Source organism: Citrobacter koseri ATCC BAA-895, assembly GCF_000018045.1.
GTDB classification, from domain to species: domain Bacteria; phylum Pseudomonadota; class Gammaproteobacteria; order Enterobacterales; family Enterobacteriaceae; genus Citrobacter_B; species Citrobacter_B koseri.
In genome coordinates this window covers 2,720,633-2,741,960 of record NC_009792.1, presented here as the reverse complement: position 1 = coordinate 2,741,960, position 21,328 = coordinate 2,720,633, and the positions used below count along the sequence as shown (strand labels likewise).

The 21,328-nt window shown below is 52.4% G+C and carries 18 protein-coding genes, 1 tRNA gene and 2 pseudogenes; 13 read left to right on the top strand and 8 right to left on the bottom strand.

The genetic code is table 11. The features are described from left to right. Positions 1–11: 11 nt before the first annotated feature. A complete protein-coding gene (gene pepD, locus CKO_RS12615) occupies positions 12–1,469 on the bottom strand; it encodes a cytosol nonspecific dipeptidase (RefSeq protein WP_024130645.1) in 1,458 nt (485 codons plus the stop codon). Positions 1,470–1,726: 257 nt separating this feature from the next. Here pepD and gpt point away from each other — a divergent pair, with 257 nt between their 5' ends. The 3 genes from gpt to crl all read left to right on the top strand — a co-directional run bounded on the left by gpt (position 1,727) and on the right by crl (position 3,985). Then, on the top strand, positions 1,727–2,185 hold the full coding sequence (gpt, locus tag CKO_RS12610; protein ID WP_006685917.1) for a xanthine phosphoribosyltransferase: 459 nt from the start codon (positions 1,727–1,729) through the stop codon (positions 2,183–2,185). A 99-nt stretch (positions 2,186–2,284) separates the two neighbouring features. Continuing rightward, positions 2,285–3,529 carry an esterase FrsA gene (frsA, locus tag CKO_RS12605; RefSeq protein ID WP_012133775.1) on the top strand — a complete coding sequence of 415 codons (1,245 nt, stop codon included), beginning with the start codon at positions 2,285–2,287 and terminating at the stop codon, positions 3,527–3,529. A 57-nt stretch (positions 3,530–3,586) separates the two neighbouring features. Then, complete coding sequence (gene crl, locus CKO_RS12600) at positions 3,587–3,985, top strand: sigma factor-binding protein Crl (RefSeq protein WP_012133774.1); 399 nt, start codon at positions 3,587–3,589, stop codon at positions 3,983–3,985. Between the two features lie 104 nt (positions 3,986–4,089). On the opposite strand, the gene phoE is transcribed toward crl, so the two are convergent. Then, positions 4,090–5,142: a phosphoporin PhoE gene (phoE, locus tag CKO_RS12595; RefSeq protein ID WP_024130644.1), complete on the bottom strand. Its 1,053-nt coding sequence runs from the start codon at positions 5,140–5,142 to the stop codon at positions 4,090–4,092. Positions 5,143–5,431: 289 nt separating this feature from the next. Here phoE and proB point away from each other — a divergent pair, with 289 nt between their 5' ends. The 4 genes and pseudogenes from proB to CKO_RS12575 all read left to right on the top strand — a co-directional run. Beyond that, entirely contained in the window at positions 5,432–6,535 is a 1,104-nt protein-coding gene (gene proB / locus CKO_RS12590) for a glutamate 5-kinase (RefSeq protein WP_012133771.1), read from the top strand. A gap of 11 nt (positions 6,536–6,546) precedes the next feature. Continuing rightward, positions 6,547–7,800: a glutamate-5-semialdehyde dehydrogenase gene (gene proA, locus CKO_RS12585; protein ID WP_012133770.1), complete on the top strand. Its 1,254-nt coding sequence runs from the start codon at positions 6,547–6,549 to the stop codon at positions 7,798–7,800. 115 nt (positions 7,801–7,915) lie between these two features. Beyond that, a tRNA-Thr gene (locus tag CKO_RS12580) sits at positions 7,916–7,991 on the top strand. Positions 7,992–8,212: 221 nt separating this feature from the next. Then, a pseudogene (locus CKO_RS12575) lies at positions 8,213–8,529 on the top strand (Arm DNA-binding domain-containing protein); the annotation flags it as partial. 630 nt (positions 8,530–9,159) lie between these two features. Here CKO_RS12575 and CKO_RS23040 read toward each other — a convergent pair. Beyond that, positions 9,160–9,516, bottom strand: a pseudogene (locus CKO_RS23040) (DUF4113 domain-containing protein); the annotation flags it as partial. Between the two features lie 100 nt (positions 9,517–9,616). Here CKO_RS23040 and CKO_RS12565 point away from each other — a divergent pair. From CKO_RS12565 to CKO_RS12545, 5 genes are all read left to right on the top strand, one after another. Then, the gene (locus CKO_RS12565; protein ID WP_012133766.1) at positions 9,617–10,522 is read left to right on the top strand and encodes an aminoimidazole riboside kinase; all 906 of its coding nucleotides are present in this window, start codon (positions 9,617–9,619) and stop codon (positions 10,520–10,522) included. 171 nt (positions 10,523–10,693) lie between these two features. Further along, positions 10,694–12,211 carry a carbohydrate porin gene (locus CKO_RS12560; protein WP_012133765.1) on the top strand — a complete coding sequence of 506 codons (1,518 nt, stop codon included), beginning with the start codon at positions 10,694–10,696 and terminating at the stop codon, positions 12,209–12,211. A 67-nt stretch (positions 12,212–12,278) separates the two neighbouring features. Next, positions 12,279–13,649, top strand: coding sequence for a sucrose-specific PTS transporter subunit IIBC (locus CKO_RS12555; protein WP_012133764.1), 1,371 nt, complete (start codon positions 12,279–12,281; stop codon positions 13,647–13,649). Continuing rightward, positions 13,649–15,055, top strand: coding sequence for a sucrose-6-phosphate hydrolase (locus CKO_RS12550; protein WP_012133763.1), 1,407 nt, complete (start codon positions 13,649–13,651; stop codon positions 15,053–15,055). Before CKO_RS12555 ends, CKO_RS12550 begins: the two co-directional genes overlap by 1 nt. 28 nt (positions 15,056–15,083) lie before the next feature. After that, positions 15,084–16,109, top strand: coding sequence for a LacI family DNA-binding transcriptional regulator (locus tag CKO_RS12545; protein WP_012133762.1), 1,026 nt, complete (start codon positions 15,084–15,086; stop codon positions 16,107–16,109). A gap of 518 nt (positions 16,110–16,627) precedes the next feature. Here CKO_RS12545 and CKO_RS23355 read toward each other — a convergent pair. Beyond that, a complete protein-coding gene (locus CKO_RS23355) occupies positions 16,628–16,996 on the bottom strand; it encodes an outer membrane protein (RefSeq protein ID WP_024130640.1) in 369 nt (122 codons plus the stop codon). Between CKO_RS23355 and CKO_RS23615 the strand changes: the two genes are divergently transcribed. Beyond that, complete coding sequence (locus tag CKO_RS23615) at positions 16,988–17,167, top strand: Hpt domain-containing protein (RefSeq protein ID WP_024130639.1); 180 nt, start codon at positions 16,988–16,990, stop codon at positions 17,165–17,167. The genes CKO_RS23355 and CKO_RS23615 overlap by 9 nt on opposite strands. Positions 17,168–17,310: 143 nt before the next feature. On the opposite strand, the gene CKO_RS12530 is transcribed toward CKO_RS23615, so the two are convergent. From CKO_RS12530 to CKO_RS12515, 4 genes are all read right to left on the bottom strand, one after another. Further along, the gene (locus tag CKO_RS12530; protein ID WP_012133760.1) at positions 17,311–18,342 is read right to left on the bottom strand and encodes a methionine synthase; all 1,032 of its coding nucleotides are present in this window, start codon (positions 18,340–18,342) and stop codon (positions 17,311–17,313) included. A gap of 27 nt (positions 18,343–18,369) precedes the next feature. Beyond that, positions 18,370–19,353 carry a DUF1852 domain-containing protein gene (locus CKO_RS12525; protein WP_012133759.1) on the bottom strand — a complete coding sequence of 328 codons (984 nt, stop codon included), beginning with the start codon at positions 19,351–19,353 and terminating at the stop codon, positions 18,370–18,372. A gap of 269 nt (positions 19,354–19,622) precedes the next feature. Continuing rightward, positions 19,623–20,846: a Zn-dependent hydrolase gene (locus CKO_RS12520; protein ID WP_012133758.1), complete on the bottom strand. Its 1,224-nt coding sequence runs from the start codon at positions 20,844–20,846 to the stop codon at positions 19,623–19,625. Then, the gene (locus CKO_RS12515) at positions 20,843–21,325 is read right to left on the bottom strand and encodes an L-2-amino-thiazoline-4-carboxylic acid hydrolase (RefSeq protein WP_012133757.1); all 483 of its coding nucleotides are present in this window, start codon (positions 21,323–21,325) and stop codon (positions 20,843–20,845) included. The genes CKO_RS12520 and CKO_RS12515 overlap by 4 nt, the downstream gene beginning before the upstream one ends. Positions 21,326–21,328 lie beyond the last annotated feature (3 nt).

Below are 21,328 nucleotides of genomic sequence, written 5' to 3'. Positions count from 1 at the left end.
AGCGCAGAATTTTACTTCGCCGGAATAGACTTCAGCAGTTCAGTCAGAAGCCGCCAGTAGTGACCGACGCTTTCGATATGAACCTGCTCATCTGGAGAGTGTGGGCCGGTAATGGTTGGCCCGATAGAGACCATGTCCATATCCGGGTACGGTTTTTTGAACAGACCGCATTCCAGACCCGCGTGAATAATCTGGATGTTCGGCGTCTTATTGAACAGACGCTGGTAAGTTTCACGCACCAGGTGCATTACCGGCGAGTTCGCATCTGGCTGCCAGCCCGGATAGCCGCCTTTTGCTTCGGTTTTCGCGCCAGCCAGTTTACCCAGCGAATCCAGCATGCTCACCACGTAGTCTTTACCGCTGTCGATCAGCGAGCGGATCAGGCAGTGGATTTCCACGTTGTTGTCGGTCATGGTCACAACGCCCACGTTCAGGGACGTCTCAACCACGCCTTTCGCTACGTCGGAATTGCGAATCACGCCGTTTGGCGTGGCGTTCAGCAGACGGATAAAGCCGTCGCGGGACGGGGCAGTCAGCGCCGCTTTGTCGTTAGCGGCAGCTTCCAGCAGAACCACCAGATTCTTCTCTTTCTCTGCCAGCTCGTTTTTCAGGATCTCCTGATAAGCGTTCACCCGCGTTTTCAGCGCATCGACGTTATCTGCCGCTACGGCAACGGTGGCGAAGGCTTCACGCGGGATAGCGTTACGCAGCGTACCGCCGTTGAAATCAACCAGACGCAGACCCAGTTCTTCAGCATGATCCGCCAGGAAGCGCACCAGCAGCTTGTTGGCATTGCCGAGACCGACGTGGATTTCGCCGCCGGAGTGGCCGCCTTTCAGGCCTTTCAGCGTCAGTTTAAAACTCTGGAAGTCCGCCGGAATGGCTTCACGGGACAGCGGCAGGTTAGAGGTAAAATCGATACCGCCTGCACAGCCCATGTAGATCTCACCTTCTTCTTCGGAGTCGGTATTGATCAGAATATCGGCCTGTAGCCAGCCAGACTGAAGGCCGAATGCGCCGTCCATACCGGCTTCTTCCGTCATGGTCAGCAGCACTTCCAGCGGGCCGTGCGCGACGTTGTCGTCAGCCAGAACGGCCAGCGCGGAAGCCATACCAATGCCGTTATCCGCGCCCAGCGTGGTGCCGCGGGCTTTTACCCACTCGCCGTCAATATAAGGCTGGATCGGATCTTTGGTGAAGTCGTGTACGGTGTCGTTGTTTTTCTGCGGAACCATATCCAGGTGCGCCTGCAAAACCACTGGCTTGCGGTTTTCCATACCTGCGGTGGCAGGTTTACGAATCAGGATATTACCGACCCGATCGCGCTCAGCGTGGAAACCTTTCTCTTTGGCCCAGCCCATAATGTGTTCAGCGAGCTGCTCTTCATGGTAGGACGGATGAGGAATAGAACAGATTTTTGCAAAAATATCCCACAGCGGTTGTGGAGATAATTGAGACAGTTCAGACACGATAAGTCTCCTTGACGATGTCCTGCAAAACTTTCTTGCAGGCCACAGGGTTAGCAGATTGATTGTCACCACAAGTCGGGCTTGCGAGATGCGATTGAGAATACCACTTTCCTGGTCTTCGGGTAGTATAAAGCACGTAAAAAGAGGGCTGGATTCCGCGAAACACTGGTTTTTAGCGCGTCAGGTCTCTATAATCTCGCGCAACCTGGTTCACCCTCAATTTTTAAGCCGTAGATAAACAGGCTGGGACACTTCACATGAGCGAAAAATACGTCGTCACCTGGGACATGTTGCAGATTCACGCACGCAAACTGGCAAGCCGCCTGATGCCTTCTGAACAATGGAAAGGCATTATTGCCGTCAGCCGTGGTGGTCTGGTACCGGGCGCATTGCTGGCGCGTGAGTTGGGTATTCGCCATGTCGATACCGTTTGCATCTCCAGCTACGACCACGACAACCAGCGCGAACTGAAAGTGCTGAAACGTGCGGAAGGCGATGGTGAAGGTTTCATCGTGATCGACGATCTGGTCGATACCGGCGGTACTGCTGTTGCTATCCGCGAAATGTACCCTAAAGCTCATTTCGTCACTATCTTCGCTAAACCGGCTGGCCGCCCGCTGGTGGATGATTATGTGATTGATATCCCGCAGGACACCTGGATTGAGCAGCCGTGGGATATGGGCGTGGTATTCGTCCCGCCAATCTCTGGTCGCTAATCACTGAAATTTTCAACGCCTGGCAATGCCGGGCGTTGTTTTTTTTAGCCGCACACACGTTACAATAGGCCTCAGTAAGTACCCTTGGAGGCTGCACGAATGTCACAGGCTAACCTCAGCGAAACCCTGTTTAAACCCCGCTTCAAACATCCTGAAACGTCGACGCTTGTCCGGCGCTTCAATCACGGAACGCAGCCGTCCGTGCAGTCCACTCTGGATGGTAAAAACGTGCCGCACTGGTATCGCATGATCAACCGTCTGATGTGGATCTGGCGCGGTATCGATCCGCGAGAAATCCTTGATGTGCAGGCGCGTATCGTAATGAGCGAAGCCGAGCGAACCGACAAAGAGCTGTATGACACGGTGATTGGCTACCGTGGCGGTAACTGGATCTTTGAATGGTCGAAACAGGCGATGGAATGGCAGCAGAAAGCCTGCCAGGAAACAGACCCACAGCGCAGCGGGCGTCATTGGCTGCACGCTTCCTCGCTCTACAACATTGCGGCTTACCCGCATCTTAAAGGGGATGAGCTGGCGGAGCAGGCGCAGGCGCTGGCGAACCGCGCGTATGAAGAGGCCGCGCAACGCTTGCCGGGCTCGCTGCGTGAAATGGCGTTTTCGATCCCCGGCGGCGCGCCTGTCACTGCGTTTTTGCATATGCCGAAAGGGGATGGCCCGTTCCCGACCGTACTGATGTGCGGCGGCCTGGACTCCATGCAAACGGACTATTACACCCTGTTCGAACGTTACTTCGCGCCGCGCGGTATGGCGATGCTGACGCTGGATATGCCGTCGGTTGGATTCTCGTCAAAATGGAAGCTCACCCAGGACTCCAGTCTGCTGCATCAGCATGTGTTGAAAGCGCTGCCTGGGGTGCCGTGGGTTGATCATACCCGGGTGGTGGCGTTTGGTTTTCGTTTTGGCGCTAACGTTGCGGTACGTCTGGCCTACCTGGAAGCGCCGCGACTGAAAGCGGTAGCCTGTCTGGGGCCGGTGGTCCATGCGTTGTTAAGCGATTCACAACGTCAGGGGACGGTGCCGGAAATGTATCTTGACGTGCTGGCAAGCCGTCTGGGGATGCATGATGCGTCAGATGAAGCGCTGCGCGTTGAGCTAAATCGTTATTCACTGAAGGTGCAGGGGTTGCTCGGCAGACGCTGCCCAACGCCGATGTTATCTGGCTTCTGGAAAAACGATCCGTTTAGCCCGGAAGAGGAGTCCCGGCTCATCACCTCGTCATCTTCCGACGGTAAGCTGATGGAGATTCCATTTAATCCGGTGTATCGCAATTTTGACACTGCGCTGAAAGAAATTACTGGTTGGATCAATCACAGATTGTGTTAATGGATTGCTAAATTTTATTGTTTTGGTAAAACAGTTGCTTCACCAAAGGAGATCGCAATGACGTTACCGAGTGGACACCCGAAAAGTAGATTGATCAAGAAATTCACTGCGCTTGGCCCGTATATACGCGAAGGGCAGTGCGAAGATAATCGTTTTTTTTTCGATTGCCTGGCTGTTTGCGTCAACGTGAAGCCAGCGCCTGAGAAACGTGAATTCTGGGGCTGGTGGATGGAACTGGAAGCGCAGGAAAAACGCTTTACCTACAGCTACCAGTTTGGCCTGTTTGACAAAGAAGGTAACTGGACCGCCGTGCCGATTAAAGAGACCGAAGTGATTGAACGCCTGGAGTACACCCTGCGCGAGTTTCATGAAAAATTGCGTGCACTGCTGACTTCGCTGAATCTGGCGCTGGAACCCGCCGATAACTTCAAAGAACCGGTGAAGTTAACGGCGTAACATAGAATAATGCCGGATGACGCTACGCTTATCCGGCCTGCAACAGTGCAAAAGAGTAGGCCGGATAAGACGCCTGAGCGTCGTCATCCGGCAAATTAAGACAATCAGAACTGGTACGTCATACCAATCGCGACGATATCATCGCTGCTTACGCCCAGCTTGTTATCATCGTCAATCTGGTTGATTTTATAATCAACGAACGCGGACATATTTTTATTGAAATAATATGTTGCGCCCACATCGATATATTTCACGATATCTTCATCACCGATACCTTCAATATCTTTGCCTTTAGACTGAACATAGCCCAGGGAAGGACGCAGACCGAAATCAAACTGATACTGGGCAACCGCTTCGAAGTTTTGCGCTTTATTGGCGAAACCACCGGAAATAGGCGCCATGTTGCGGGTTTCAGAATAGATAGTCGCCAGGTAAATGTTATTGGCGTCATATTTCAGACCCGTCGCCCAACCTTCCGCGTTTTTACCTTGTCCGCGAGATTGCAGGTTCTGCTCATTGGTGCGGTCTGAATTGGCGTATGCGCCGATGATGGCGAAGTCGCTGCCGCCGAAGTCATAGCTCAGAGATGTGCCGAAACCGTCGCCATTCTGCTTTTTGACGTCGCGGTTTTCGTTTTTACCCTGATATTGCAGGGTTAAGTTCAGACCATCGATAACGCCGAAGAAATCGGTGTTACGGTAAGTTGCCAGGCCACTGGCACGTTTGGTCATAAAGTTGTCGGTCTGTGCAAGGCCGTCGCCACCGAATTCAGGGAACATATCCGTCCACGCGGCAACGTCGTACAGGGCGCCCAGGTTACGACCATAATCTAACGAACCGAAATCGTTCAGCTTCAGACCCGCAAAAGCCAGACGGGTTTTCTGACCGCCTTCGCTTTCTGTTTTGTTACCGGCGAACTCAGCTTCCCAGCGACCGTAACCGGTCAGCTGATCGTTAATCTGCGTTTCGCCTTTAAAGCCAAAGCGGATATAAGTCTGGTCGCCATCTTTGCTGTCATCATCACTGATGTAGTGCATCGCTTTTACTTTGCCATACACGTCCAGTTTATTACTGTTTTTGTTATACACTTCTGCTGCCTGCACGGATGCCGATGCAACAATACCCATCACCACTAATGCCAGAGTGCTCTTTTTCATTTTCATTCCTGATTTAAAATTACGCGCTAATATTCGCTGGGAGTGATCCCCGTGAAAAACAGGATGGTTTTTAACGCTCTGCAATGAAGGTTTTATGACAAATTAAGAATATTTTTAAAAAAGGATGATTTATTATTGCGGTAATAAAATTGTCAGAAACTGCCGCTACGCTTGCTGATCCTGCGCAACAAAATTTCATGCTTTGTGCTCTGGTTGTTGGCAACCGGGGCCAGTCCTGCTAAAACGTTCGTTTGATATCATTTTCCCCTATTTTGAATGGCAGAGAATCATGAGTGACAGCCAGACGCTGGTGGTAAAACTCGGCACCAGTGTGCTAACGGGCGGATCGCGCCGCCTGAACCGTGCCCATATCGTAGAACTTGTTCGTCAATGCGCGCAGCTACATGCCGCAGGCCATCGTATTGTGATCGTCACGTCGGGTGCTATCGCCGCCGGGCGTGAGCATCTTGGCTACCCGGAACTCCCGGCGACCATAGCGTCTAAACAACTGTTGGCGGCGGTGGGGCAGAGTCGTCTGATTCAGCTTTGGGAACAGCTATTCTCTATCTACGGTATTCACATCGGGCAGATGCTGCTGACGCGTGCGGATATGGAAGACAGAGAGCGCTTCCTGAACGCGCGTGACACCCTGCGTGCGCTGCTGGACAACAATATTGTCCCTGTCATCAATGAAAACGATGCCGTGGCGACCGCTGAAATAAAAGTGGGCGATAACGACAATCTTTCCGCGCTGGCTGCCATTCTGGCGGGCGCCGACAAATTGTTGTTACTGACCGATCAGCAAGGGTTGTTTACCGCCGATCCGCGAACCAACCCGCAGGCTGAACTGATTAAAGACGTGTACGGCATTGATGATGCGTTGCGTGCGATTGCGGGCGACAGCGTCTCTGGCCTGGGAACCGGGGGAATGGGCACCAAATTGCAGGCTGCCGACGTTGCCTGTCGTGCCGGAATCGACACCATCATCGCGGCGGGCAGCAAGCCGGGCGTGATTGGCGATGTTATGGCAGGCATTTCTGCGGGAACCCGTTTCCATGCGCAAGCCTCCCCGCTGGAAAACCGCAAACGCTGGATCTTTGGCGCGCCGCCTGCCGGTGAAATCACGGTGGATGAAGGGGCGACATCTGCGATTCTGGAACGCGGTAGCTCATTATTGCCAAAAGGCATTAAAAGCGTGACAGGTAACTTCTCGCGTGGTGAAGTGATCCGCATCCGTAACCAGGAAGGGCGCGATATCGCCCACGGCGTCACCCGTTATAACAGCGACGCGCTGCGCCGTATTGCTGGTCACCACTCTCAGCAGATTGACGCGATTCTTGGCTATGAATATGGCCCGGTCGCTGTCCATCGCGATGACATGATTACCCGTTAAGGAGCCGACGTATGCTGGAACAAATGGGCATTGCTGCCAAAGCGGCGTCCTACAAACTGGCGCTACTCTCCAGTCGCGAGAAGAATCGCGTACTGGAAAAAATAGCGGACGAACTGGAAGCGCAAACTGAAAGCATCCTGAGCGCTAATGCTCAGGACGTTGCCGAGGCGCGCGAAAACGGCCTCAGCGAAGCGATGCTGGATCGTCTGGCATTGACGCCGGCGCGCCTGAAAGCGATTGCCGATGACGTCCGTCAGGTGTGTAACCTGGCCGACCCGGTCGGACAGGTGATTGATGGCGGTCTGCTGGACAGCGGGCTGCGTCTGGAACGTCGTCGTGTTCCGTTGGGCGTCATTGGCGTGATTTACGAAGCGCGTCCCAATGTGACCGTTGACGTCGCCTCGTTATGCCTGAAAACCGGCAACGCGGCGATTCTGCGCGGCGGTAAAGAGACGTATCGCACCAATGCGGCAACGGTTGCGGTGATTCAGCAAGCGCTGGAAGCCTGCGGCTTACCTGCTGGCGCAGTCCAGGCGATCGACAGCCCGGATCGCGCGCTGGTCAATGAAATGCTGCGTATGGATAAATACATCGACATGCTGATCCCTCGTGGCGGCGCGGGCCTGCACAAGCTGTGCCGTGAGCAGTCGACGATCCCGGTGATCACCGGCGGGATTGGCGTATGTCATATCTTTGTTGACGACAGCGCGGAGATCGAACCGGCGCTGAAGATCATCGTCAATGCGAAAACCCAGCGTCCGAGTACCTGCAACACGGTGGAAACGCTGCTGGTGCATCAGGATATCGCTGCGCGTTTTCTGCCTGCGCTGAGCAAGCAAATGGCGGAAAGCGGCGTCACGCTGCATGCTGACGATGCGGCGCTGGCCCAACTGAAATCAGGCCCGGCGAACGTGGTGGCGGTGAAAGCTGAAGAGTATGACGACGAGTTCCTGTCGTTGGATCTGAACGTGAAAATCGTGGCCGGCCTGGATGACGCTATCGCGCATATTCGTGAACACGGTACTCAACATTCCGATGCGATCCTGACGCGTACTCTGCGCAACGCCGATCGTTTTGTGAATGAAGTAGATTCGTCCGCCGTTTACGTCAATGCTTCAACCCGATTTACCGATGGCGGACAATTTGGCCTTGGCGCGGAAGTGGCTGTCAGCACGCAAAAATTACACGCACGCGGCCCAATGGGGCTGGAAGCGCTGACCACCTACAAGTGGATCGGCATCGGTGACGATACCATTCGTGCGTAATTAAAACCGGAGTGATGCAAAATCAGCCACTTGATTCACAAGGCTATTGACGCATCACCCGGTTAGTTTTAACCTTCTACCCCGTGATTCACACTCGTGGTCATGTCCTTTCAGGGCCGATATAGCTCAGTTGGTAGAGCAGCGCATTCGTAATGCGAAGGTCGTAGGTTCGACTCCTATTATCGGCACCATTTCAAACTCTTCTCAAGTCTACCGAAATCAACTCAAAGCCCGTATACTGCGCCTTCTGGCCCGTATCTTATCGCCTGTTATCAACTGGACTCAACCGGAATCAAGTTACAGTTGGGGGCATAAGTGGGGGTATTCTGTGCTCGGTCCAGGGAGATGCCCCCAATGAAGCTAAAATGCCCGACAGGTTGATGCCGCTAAACCCAGAGAGAAAGCCTGCAAGCTGGCAGATGGTGCTGGTTTGTATCTTGAAGTCGTTCCCTCTGGTTCTCGATACTGGCGGATGAAATATCGCTTCAATGGAAAAGAGAAGCGTATGGCTTTTGGTGTCTATCCGGCAGTCTCCCTTGCACAAGCTAGGGCACTACGTGATGAAGCCAAGAAAAAGCTGGCCGAAGGTATCGATCCATCATTTGCTAAGAAAGAAGAAAAGCTGGTTCGCGATGTGCAGCTCAACAACACGTTTCAGGCCGTGGCGCGACAGAGAAGGCAAAGAAGGTTCGCCAGCGTTGTAGTGAAGTCTTTCGCTACGCTATCGTTTAAACTTATAGTTCCGAAGGAACGATACCGCATCTGTGTGAACACGTTCACATACGTTATCTTCCTCATCACGCCATCGCTGTACTATATTGATATCAAGCTCAATACCTATATTTCTGTCGGCCGGTAATTTATTGCGCATGACAGCCCCACCACCTGGATGGGTTTCAATATAAGTATGGTGCTGCGGCATAATATTAATGAGCCGCTGAAAGCACTTGCTTTTTCCGCCTGGATATTTCATTACTCAATCATCGCCATAAATGATGATATAAAGTTATTGTCCCGTTCATTATATCTCTCATCATGTAGTTAAATTCATGACATTTACTCTGTCAGGTGTTGACATTGCACATGATGGGGTCCGTTTGGAAAAAGGAAAATATCTCAAGCTAAGACTTTTTTGTACTACCCGGTGTCAACTGTGCGTAATGACCGATGCCCAAATATTTGCAGCCTTTTACCGTCATTACTTTCAGTTTTTTGGGTTGTCTCTACGGAGGTGTTTGCACTCGATGTCACTGCGTATCATCGCGTTCAGTTTCATATGTCTGAAGAGGAAGCTGTAAAGTCGCTGAAGCAGATTACTCCGCCTGCAGGTTAATCAGCGTATATACCGGGTGGTCAGAATTAGCAAATGTAAGCGCGAGGAAGATCTGACCATTTTGTTGCATAAGATGGTGAGAGCATTTCACTATTCATTTGCCATTCCGGCGCTATCCCTCCGAGGTTGTAACTCGTCAAACAGGTTAAGCTGAGAAACGCCAGAAGGGGTAAAGTCATTCAGCATCACACCTGCCTTCGCGTAACAATGGCCCTCAAGAAAGATACGATCCAGAGCCTTTACAGCGGCGGTGATGATGTCACATGTATCGTGGGTGGGAAGACGCAACTTTTCGCTGGCCACGTTGCTGTAGTAAGTCTCTTTGACTGCAAATAGTGACGTTTTTTGACGTGCCGGCAATATTGTCGTTCTCCTCGCAGCTTAGCGGTCTTTCCGGGGATCTCTAACCCATGTATTTCCCAGTATCCTGGCTTGTGCTTAAATAGCTAAATCGGTTTAACGTTATTTAGCTATGAGGATTACATGGAAAAGATCTGGGTGCTTGGCGACGCGGTTGTGGATCTTCTGCCGGATGGTAAGGGCAGATTACTGCAATGCCCCGGGGGCGCACCGGCCAATGTCGCGGTTGGCATTGCCCGCCTCGGCGGCAAAAGCGCGTTTATCGGCAGAGTCGGTGATGACCCATTCGGCAGGTTTATGCAAAAGATGCTTGCGGACGAACAGGTCGACGTTCAGTGGATGCGGCGCGACCCGCAGCATCGCACATCAACGGTGGTGGTTGATCTGGACGAACAGGGTGAACGCTCGTTTACGTTTATGGTACGCCCGAGCGCCGATCTGTTCCTGACATCTGATGATCTCCCGCCATTTCAGGTTGGGGAGTGGCTGCATGTCTGTTCGATTGCCCTGAGCGCAGAACCCTCTCGTTCCGCTACACTTCAGGCAATGGAAACCATCAGAAAGACCGGTGGTTTTGTCAGCTTCGACCCCAACATCCGCCACGATCTCTGGCGTCATGATGCCGAGTTGCGCCAGTGCCTTGCGCAGGCATTGACCAAAGCCGATGTGGTGAAACTTTCCGTGGAAGAGTTGAGCTATTTAACGGGGGAGCATCAGGTACAGGACGGTCTGACGGCGTTAATGCAAAGCTGTCCTGCCAGTCTGGTGCTGGTAACTCGGGGTAAAGAGGGGGTGATTACCTGGCATGAGGGCACGATGACCCACTATCCCGCGACGTCAGTGGAATGCGTTGACACCACCGGCGCAGGGGATGCCTTCGTGGCGGGACTTCTCTACGGACTGGCGTCAGCAGGCTCTGCCATTCCCCATCATCTCCCCCCGATAATCGGACTCGCACAACGCTGCGGCGCACTCGCCACAACGGCCAAAGGGGCAATGACTGCACTGCCGTATCTCCACGAACTGTAATATCCCTCCGCAGGCTGCCTATCGGTGGCCTGAATTGTTGCCCTGATCACAATTGTTAAACCGGTTTAGCAAAAAGCATTGCCGATTCAGAATCCATCAGTTTAGTATCACTTGCCTAAACCGGTTTAGCTGATTAGCAATATTCAATAACTTCTTTCAGGATGCGACAAAATGTATAAAAAACGCAGAATTGCCGTGATGATAGGCATGCTGATCGGCAGTACCTCTGTTCTTGCCCAGACGGATATGACGAGTATCGAATCACGCCTTGCGGCGCTGGAGCAGCGTCTTCAGGAAGCAGAAACCCGCGCACAGGTGGCTGAGAAACGTGCCACAGCAGCAGAACAAAAAACGCAGCAGTTGGTTGCCGCCCAGCAACAGGCGCAAACCATCACCCGGGAGGTGGCGCAGCGGACTACCGCGCTGGAAAAGAAAGCCGATCAGAGTAGTGGATTTGAGTTTCACGGCTATGCTCGTTCCGGCCTGCTGATGAACGACGCAGCCTCGAGCAGCAAAAGTGGCCCGTACCTGACGCCAGCCGGGGAAACAGGCGGGGCGATTGGGCGTCTGGGGAATGAAGCAGATACCTACGTCGAGCTAAACGTGGAACACAAGCAGACCCTGGACAACGGCGCAATCACGCGCTTTAAGGCCATGCTGGCCGACGGGCAGAAAACCTATAACGACTGGTCAGCGGACAGCAGTGATCTCAATATTCGCCAGGCCTTTGCTGAACTGGGCAATTTGCCTGATTTTACTGGCGCGCTGAAAGGCAGTACCTTCTGGGCGGGAAAACGTTTTGACCGCGATAACTTTGACATTCACTGGCTGGATTCTGACGTGGTGTTCCTGGCCGGTACGGGCGGCGGTGTGTATGACGTGAAGTGGGACGACACGCTGCACAGTAACTTCTCTGTCTATGGGCGCAATTTTGGCAGCGAGGAGGAGATCGACAACAACGTTCAGAACTACATCCTCAGCATGAACCACTTTGCCGGACCGTTCCAGCTGATGGTGAGTGGTCTGCGGGCTAAAGACAACGATGACCGTAAAGACAGCAACGGTGACCTGATTAAAACTGATGCGGCGAATAACGGTGTTCACGCTATGGCTGGCCTGCACAACAAGAGTTTCTACGGCCTGCGGGAGGGATCTGCCAAAACGGCGCTGCTGTATGGCCACGGCCTGGGTGCGGAAGTAAAAAGTATTGGTTCCGATGGCGCACTGCTGTCTGAAGCTGATACCTGGCGCTTTGCCAGTTATGGTGTCACGCCTCTGGGCGGCGGCTGGCATATTGCACCTGCAGTCCTGGCGCAGAGCAGTAAAGACCGTTACGTCAAAGGCGACAGCTATGAATGGGTCACGCTCAACACTCGTCTGATTAAAGAGGTCACGCAGAATTTCGCCCTGGCGTTCGAAGGTAGCTATCAGTACATGGATTTGAATCCTGAAGGCTACAAAGACCGTAATGCGGTCAACGGGAGTTTCTACAAGCTGACTTTCGCCCCGACATTAAAAGCAGGCAAGATCGGCGATTTCTTCAGCCGTCCGGAGCTGCGTCTGTTCGCCACCTGGATGGACTGGAGCAGTAAACTGGATAACTACGCCAGCGATGACGCCTTTGGCAGCAGCGGCTTCAATGCTGGCGGGGAATGGAACTTTGGGGTTCAGATGGAAACCTGGTTCTAAGCCTTCACGCTCCTGCGTGGCGGGAGCGTTTTAAACACCATAAAAATGAAGTCAGGCAGAGGTATATATGGATTTTGATAATATCGCCCGCGAACTCATCCCGCTGCTCGGAGGCAAAGAGAACATCGCAAGCGCCGCTCACTGCGCAACGCGTCTGCGTCTGGTTCTGATTGACGACGCGCTTTCCGATCAGCAGGCCATTGGCAAGGTCGAAGGGGTGAAAGGCTGTTTTCGTAACTCCGGGCAGATGCAGGTGATTTTTGGTACCGGTGTGGTTAACAAGGTCTACGCCGCGTTTATTCAGGCTGCGGGGATTAGCGAATCCAGCAAGTCCGAAGCTGCAGATATCGCCGCACGTAAGCTGAACCCGTTCCAGCGTATTGCTCGTCTGCTGTCTAACATCTTCGTGCCAATCATTCCTGCCATTGTGGCGTCCGGTTTGCTGATGGGCCTGCTTGGGATGGTAAAAACCTACGGCTGGGTGAATGCGGATAACGCGCTTTACATCATGCTGGATATGTGCAGCTCGGCGGCGTTTATTATTCTGCCGATCCTGATTGGCTTTACCGCAGCCCGGGAATTTGGCGGTAACCCGTATCTGGGGGCGACGCTGGGTGGCATTCTGACGCACCCGGCGCTGACCAACGCCTGGGGCGTGGCGTCCGGCTTCCACACCATGAACTTTTTCGGTTTTGAAATCGCCATGATTGGCTATCAGGGAACCGTGTTCCCGGTACTGCTGGCGGTGTGGTTTATGAGCATAGTGGAGAAACAGCTGCGCCGGGCGATCCCGGATGCGTTAGATCTGATCCTGACCCCGTTCCTGACTGTTATTATCTCCGGCTTTATTGCGCTGTTGATCATTGGCCCTGCGGGCCGCGCGCTGGGAGACGGTATCTCCTTCATCCTGAGTACCCTGATTGCTCATGCAGGCTGGCTGGCCGGGCTGTTGTTTGGTGGTCTGTATTCGGTAATTGTTATTACCGGTATTCACCACAGCTTCCACGCCATCGAGGCCGGACTGCTGGGGAATCCGTCGATAGGCGTTAACTTCCTGCTGCCAATCTGGGCGATGGCGAATGTGGCGCAAGGCGGGGCGTGTCTGGCGGTGTGGTTCAAAACCAACGATGCCAAAATCAAAGCCATTACATTACCGTCGGCGTTCTCTGCGATGCTGGGCATCACCGAAGCGGCGATTTTTGGTATCAACCTGCGCTTCGTGAAGCCGTTTATCGCGGCGCTGATCGGTGGCGCGGCGGGCGGTGCTTGGGTGGTGTCGGTGCATGTCTACATGACCGCCGTGGGACTGACTGCTATTCCGGGCATGGCAATAGTACAGGCCAGCTCGCTGCTTAACTATATTATCGGCATGGTGATTGCTTTCGGTGTGGCGTTCACCGTCTCCCTGCTGCTGAAATATAAGACGGACTCTGAATAATGACTTTAGCTTCCCGCTGGCCTGCCGTGTTGCAGGCAGTAATGCAAGGCCAGCCGTGTGCACTGGCGGACAGCCATTATCCGCAGTGGCATCCCGCGCCGGTAACGGGGCTGATGAACGATCCGAACGGGTTTATCTGGTTTGCCGGGCGCTACCACCTGTTTTATCAATGGAACCCACTGGGCTGCGATCATCGCTATAAGTGCTGGGGACACTGGAGCTCCGTGGATCTGGTGCACTGGCAGCACGAGTCAATTGCCCTGATGCCCGACGAAGAGTATGACCGTAACGGCTGTTACTCCGGCAGCGCCGTGGATAACAACGGCGTGCTGACCCTGTGCTACACCGGTAACGTCAAGTTTGACGACGGCGGTCGCATCGCCTGGCAGTGTCTGGCGGTGCAAAATGATGATGGCAGTTTTACCAAGCAGGGGCCAGTGTTGCCCCTGCCGGAAGGGTACACCGGGCATGTACGGGACCCGAAGGTGTGGTGCCATGATGGGCAGTGGTACATGGTGCTCGGTGCGCAGGATCTGCAAAAGCAGGGCAAAGTGCTGCTGTTCACATCCGATGATTTACACCACTGGCAGCCCTGCGGTGAGATTGCTGGACAGGGCGTGAACGGTCTTACGGACTCCGGGTATATGTGGGAGTGTCCGGATCTGTTTGCGCTTGATGAAACACATGTGTTGATCTGCTGCCCGCAGGGGCTGGCGCGCGAACCGCATCGCTATCTCAATACCTATCCGTCAGTCTGGATGAGCGGGGCATTTGATTATGAAACGGCTTCGTTTGCCCACGGCGAGCTGCATGAGCTTGACGCCGGTTTTGAGTTTTATGCGCCACAAACCACGGTGGCGGAAGACGGAAGACGCATCCTGATCGGCTGGATGGGCGTGCCGGACGGTGAAGAGATGCTTCAGCCCACATGTGCGTACGGCTGGATCCACCAGATGACCTGCCCGCGGGAATTGAAGTATCGCGACGGCAGGCTCTGGCAAACGCCTGCCAGAGAACTTGAACAGCTTCGCGAAGCCGAACACCAGTGGCAGGGCCGCGCCAGCGATGCGCCAGAACTGGAGGCGACGCGTCTTGAGTTTGAACTGAGCACTTCGTACGTGAATGCCGATTTTGCCGGCGCGTTGCGTCTCACGGTCGATGACTACGGTGTGCGTCTGGAACGCGCCAGTCTGAAAAACGGTGAAATGTTGACCCGCTACTGGCAGGGCGACGTCAGCCATTTACGCGTTCTGTGCGACAGCTCCAGTATTGAAATTTTCATCAACCATGGCGAAGGGGTGATGAGCAGCCGCTATTTTCCTGACCATCCGGCCCGGGTACGCTTCGAAGGTGCGTCCGACATCACATTACGCTACTGGTCGCTGCGCCGCTGCATGATAGAATAGGAGTTTTGGCAGCCGGATCTAAGTCGTTGTGAGAAAAACAAAACGCGTCACAATAAAAGACATCGCGGAACTGGCGGGGGTCTCAAAAGCCACTGCCAGCCTGGTACTGAACGGACGCAGCAAAGAGCTACGGGTGGCGGAAGAAACACGGGATCGTGTACTGGCTATTGCAAAAGAGCATCACTACCAGCCCAGCATTCACGCCCGCTCGCTGCGTGATAACCGCAGCCACACCATTGGTCTGGTGGTTCCGGAAATCACCAACTACGGTTTTGCCGTCTTTTCTCACGAACTGGAAACCCTGTGCCGGGAGGCGGGCGTTCAGTTGCTGATTTCCTGTAGCGATGAAAACCCAGGCCAGGAGACCGTAGTGGTCAATAACATGGTGGCGCGCCAGGTGGACGGGTTGATTGTCGCCTCCAGTATGTTGAATGATGCGGATTACCAGAAACTGAGCGAGCAGATGCCCGTGGTTCTATTTGATCGCCACATGAACGACAGCTCTCTGCCGCTGGTCATCACCGATTCGATTACTCCCACGGCTGAACTGGTGGCGGATATCGCCCGCCAGCATCCTGACGAGTTCTACTTCCTCGGCGGTCAGCCGCGGCTTTCCCCGACGCGTGACCGTCTGGAGGGGTTTAAGCAGGGGTTACGTGAAGCCAACGTTGAACTGCGCCCGGAGTGGATCATCCACGGCAACTATCACCCTGGTTCCGGTTATGAGATGTTCGCTGAACTTTGCGCCCGACTGGGACGTCCACCTAAGGCGCTGTTCACCGCCGCCTGCGGGCTGCTGGAAGGGGTGCTGCGCTATATGGGCCAGCACAATCTGCTGCAAAGTAACATGCGGCTGGCCAGCTTTGACGATCACTATTTGTATGACTCACTCACTATTCCTGTCGATACCATCCGCCAGGATAATCATCAGCTGGCATGGCACTGCTTTGATCTTATTGGCAAATTGATTGAAGGGGAAAACCCGGAACCTCTCCAGCGTAAGCTGAAAGCAACACTGCAACGGCGATATAAAACAGAAAAACAGACGCAATAGTCTGTCCTGACACGTTAATAAAAAGAATCGGAGAACCACTGGCTAACGGTATTTTTTCAGACACGAAACTCAAATTTTAAACTCTTCGGGATAACGCTTACCGTCCATGGGCACCTCTTTTTAAGCCATCTTAAACGACTCTGAGGTGTCTGTTAAACCCGTGGCGATTCAGGATTCAAGCCATTCGGCACCTATATTGATAAGAAGTCTGCGTATCCGTGGCGATTCATATTGGTAAAACGGATAAAGTTAACTGTGCCCCCAGTTGAGTCCAGCATTCAGTCATGTTTTCATCGGATCAATACCAATTATTTTACTTGAATTTAATGGGGTTTTAGAGTGAATGCCAAAGAAGTATCGGTGAACCTACCAACATTATAAGATTTTTTTCGCCATTAGGGCTGTGGGTTAAAAGCCTTACCACCCGGCAGGAAGGCGGTAAGGTCAGGAAAAAAGTGGCATAAAAGATGAGAACAAATACCTGAAAGGAGGGGGATGAAACTCTCTGTCAAAGTGCCTTAAAGGACGTAACGAACGCCGAACACAAATTCATTGTTGACCAGGCGTCCACGCATATTTTCATCCTGTAGAGCACGGGCGTTTACAAAGGTGTTACGGCCGCTTTCGATATTGCCCATATCGACATAACGATAAGTGGCGTACAGGGTCAAATCGTTAATAACTTCATAAGAAGCACCCGCACCAACGGAGTACGTAAAGTTGGTTTGCGTGTTGCCGGCGAACTCGCGGGTGTCATTACCCTGCCAGCCACCTACTTTCACTTTCGCTACACCGGCGCCAGCCGTTGCGTACAGGGCGAATTTATCGGGAAACTTAAACTGCGACTTGAACAGCGAGACCGTGACAAGGTTGGCCGCATGGCACACCGGATTAACGGCGGTGCACGGATGATGAATTATACGCCGCTGAAAGAGACCTGTGAGGCGCTTGAAGTTGCCTGCAATAACGAGCAGGACTGGGAAACGATTGAACAGTTGGTCAAATGTGTGCTGGAAGATATGGTGCGCTTTAATAAGTGGCTGGCAGAAAAATCTTAACCCCCTCCGGGCATTCATGAACTGTTTGAAAGAGGACGATAAACAGCAGCTGTCTGGCTGACGCCTTCTGCGCCAGCATGCGGTTCTGCCGCTCAGGGATATATTACCTACTGCGGTTTATAGCCCGTATCTTATTAACAGAGTCATTTAGCCGAAAGTTCTCTTCGGATGATTTCTGCGCCTGCGCTTAGGGCATCGAGCTTACCTTTGGCTACCTGACGAGATAAGGGAGCCATACCACAGTTGGTAGAAGGATAGAGCTTGTCGGCATCGACAAACTGAAGCGCTTTGCGTAACGTACTGGCGACTTCCTCTGGTGTCTCAATGGTGTTGGTTGCCACGTCAATGGCCCCTACCATGACTTTTTTACCGCGAATCAGTTCAAGCAGATCCATTGGAACATGCGAGTTATGACATTCCAGTGAGATGATATCGATATTAGACGTTTGCAGTTTGGGGAAAGCTTCTTCATATTGTCTCCACTCTGACCCCAGCGTCTTTTTCCAGTCGGTATTGGCCTTGATGCCATATCCATAGCAGATATGCACAGCGGTTTCGCATTTTAGCCCTTCAATGGCTTTTTCTAACGCGGCGATCCCCCAGTCATTCACTTCATCAAAAAACACATTAAATGCGGGCTCATCAAACTGGATAATATCGACGCCGGCAGCTTCTAACTCTCTGGCTTCCTGATTGAGAATTTTTGCAAATTCCCAGGCCAGCTTTTCGCGGCTTTTATAGTGGGCATCGTAGAGCGTATCGATCATCGTCATAGGCCCTGGCAGCGCCCATTTAATCGGCTGACGAGTGAGCTGGCGTAAATACTTTGCATCTTCAACAAAAACGGGTTTTTGACGCGCTACCGCATCAACAACGGTCGGTACGCTCGCATCATAGCGATTACGAATTTTAACAATCTGACGTTTCTCAAAATCAACGCCGCTGAGGTGTTCAATAAACGTGGTGACAAAGTGTTGGCGCGTTTGCTCGCCATCACTAACAATATCAATACCTGCCCGTAGTTGATCATCCAGGGACAAACGTAGCGCATCTTGTTTTCCCTCGATTAATTCCTCATTTTGCAATTTCCAGGGCGACCAAAGCGTCTCAGGTTGAGCAAGCCAGGAAGGTTTAGGTAAACTGCCAGCCGTTGAAGTGGGTAGTAATATTTTCATAATTGATGACCTTTTATTTTCGGTTAATCAAAGAGCGTAGTGAGCAGACCATTTTTCAAGAATATCTTTGTATGGTTTGATGAAATGCTCTTCTGTAAACTTTCCCTGCTCAATAGCCAGCTGGCTGCGTTCTTCCCGATCATAAACAATTTTTGTTAATGAATGATCCTGGTGGTTCAGATTTGGTTGATAGCATTGACCTGCTGCGGCGTTGGCATTGTAAATTTCAGGTCGGTAAATCTTCTGGAACGTCTCCATCGTACTGATGGTGCTGATAAGCTCAAGATTCGTGTAATCACTAAGTAAATCACCAGAAAAATAAAAGGCTAAAGGTGCAACGCTATTTTGGGGCATAAAATAGCGAACCTGCAAATCCATTTTTTTGAAGTATTTCTCAGTTAACGAAGCGCCACCTGGCTGGTATTCGATACCCAATACAGGATGCTGATTTCCAGTCCGATGATAGATATCGTTACTTGACACGCTGAGACATATCACAGGTGGTTTTTTGAAATGCTCTTTGTATTCATTTGAGTTTATAAAATGTTTAAATATGTTCCCATGCAAATCACCAAAATTATCTGGAATGCTAAACTCAGGTTTGTTTTTGTTATGCTCTGGCAGTAATACGCTAAAATCATAATCTCGCACGTAAGAGGAAAAATTATTCCCGACAATACCTTCAAAACGTTCGTTGTTCTTTTTGTCAATAATATTGGTTTTTAATATTTCAATAGCGGGGAATGTATCGCTGCTGCTATCAACGTTAATATTCATCGCAACAGAAATGATATCAAGTTCCACAGAATAACGAGCGCTTTTGGGGTTATCCCAATACGCCAGTGTATTGAAGCGATTGTCAATCATCACTAACGTGTTGCGTAAGTTTTCCTGGCGGTTCTTTCCTCTGGCCAGATTCGCAAAGTTGGTAGTAATACGCGTATTTTCAGAAGGGTTATAATGCTCATCGAAGCGACTGCTTTTGATCGTAAATGTAAAATCGTTATTCATCGTGATCCTGCATCCTAAGTCATGATATGAAAACTGAATTAATTTATTGATTTTACAGAGTTACCTGACTTTATTATTTAGCAGTCTTCATGTTATCAATAAGTGAGTAAGGTCTCTTTTATGCCAGAGTCACTGGATGAGTGAAAGAGACTTAATTTCATTACAACATGAGTCATATTCATGGTCTGCTGTACGGTCAAATCCGGTCATGCTTGTAATCGATTAAGTTGAATAGTGATTCTTCTGACTGACCGGTTCACCAGGCTCTGTTATTCAAGCGCAGCCGGCAGGAGGCTGTGCAGCAGAACATTAGCGCCTTTTTCTGCCCATTCCGGCTGAATGTTTTCTGCCTCGTTATGGCTGATGCCTTTTTCGCAGGGGATAAAAATCATGCTGGCGGGCGCGATTTTGCTGATATAACAGGTATCGTGACCGGCGCCGGACACCATCCGTTTGCTGCTGTATCCCAGTGCCTGGGCCGCGTTTGCGCTGCGCTGTAGGCAGGTCTCGTCAAATGCGATGGGGGCGTAATCGAAGATACGTTCCACGTCGAGCTGAATGCCGCGCTGATTCAGATCGGCGGTTGCCTTGCGAAACGCCGTTTCCATTGCCTGGAGGGCGGCAGTTTGTGGATGACGAAACTCCACGCTGCAATGTACTTCCCCTGGCACTACGTTACGCGATCCCGGTGAAATCTGCGCCATGCCGATTGTCGCTCTGCCGTCAGGTTCGTGCTGATTGCCAATGTCTTCCACCGCCAGCGCCAGACGGGCGAAGGCGGTCAACGCATCGCGGCGGCTGGCCATTGGCGTGGTGCCGGCATGGGCGGCAAATCCGCGGATTACAACGTTGAACCAGCGCTGGCCCATAGCGGCATGCACCAGGCCGATATCAATACCTTCCTCTTCGAGAATCGGGCCTTGCTCGATATGTAGCTCGTAACAGGTGTAGACAGGGAAGGCGACGGTGGGCTGGTCGCCACGGTAACCGATGGCCTCAAGCGCTTCGCCGACGCTGATGCCATCCTGATCTTCACGCGCCCACGCGTATTGTTGTGTGAACTGCCCGCTCCAGACGCCGGAGGCCAGCATTGCTGGCGCGAAGCGCGCGCCTTCTTCATTGGTCCAGTTGACCAGTACAATATCGCGTTCGGTCTCTATGTTCTGATCGTTTAAAGTACGCAGCACTTCCAGCCCGGCCAGCACGCCGTAAATTCCATCATATCGCCCACCCAGCGGCTGAGAATCAACGTGTGAACCGGTCATCACCGGCGCAAGCTGTGGTTTTTTACCGGCGCGGCGAATAAACATGTTGCCCATGCTATCGATTTCGCAGCGAAATCCGGCTTCCTGCGCCCAGTCGCGCAGTAAATCACGGGCGAGGCGATCCTCATTGCTTAATGCCAGTCGGGTGACGCCACCGGCTGGCGTGCCGCCGATTTGTGCCATTATCTCAAGCGTCGACCATAAACGCTCTGCATTCACGCGGATCATACGTCTTCCTTTTTGGTGCGATAGCGAAAGTCACAGCATGCGCCACCCTGCATGATGGTGGTCGTACGGGTCAGCTCCACGTCGGGCGCGTAGCCGACGATAAATTTCTCATCGCGGGCGCAGGAGAGCAGATGGCCAATCTCACCGAGGCCCATCTCGTGGTACATCTCGGCATAACGGCAGCGGGTGACGTTATAGTTGTACTGCTTGTCGTCGGCGTCGATCACTTTGACATCCAGCGCGTTATCCTTCTCCCACAGGTATTGCAGGGCGATAAAACTCTTCACGTCTGTGCCATTCGGCTCCTTGCGCGCAAATTCTTTACCGGCATCGATCGCCGCCTGCTCAATGGCTTCGCCAATGACCGCCTGGGCGCGGGCTTTCCCTATCTCGCGCACCAGGATTTCATAGATTGGTTTAATAATCTCTGCTTCTATTTTGCGGCGGGCGAGAATGCCCAGCTCATTATTATCACTCATCAC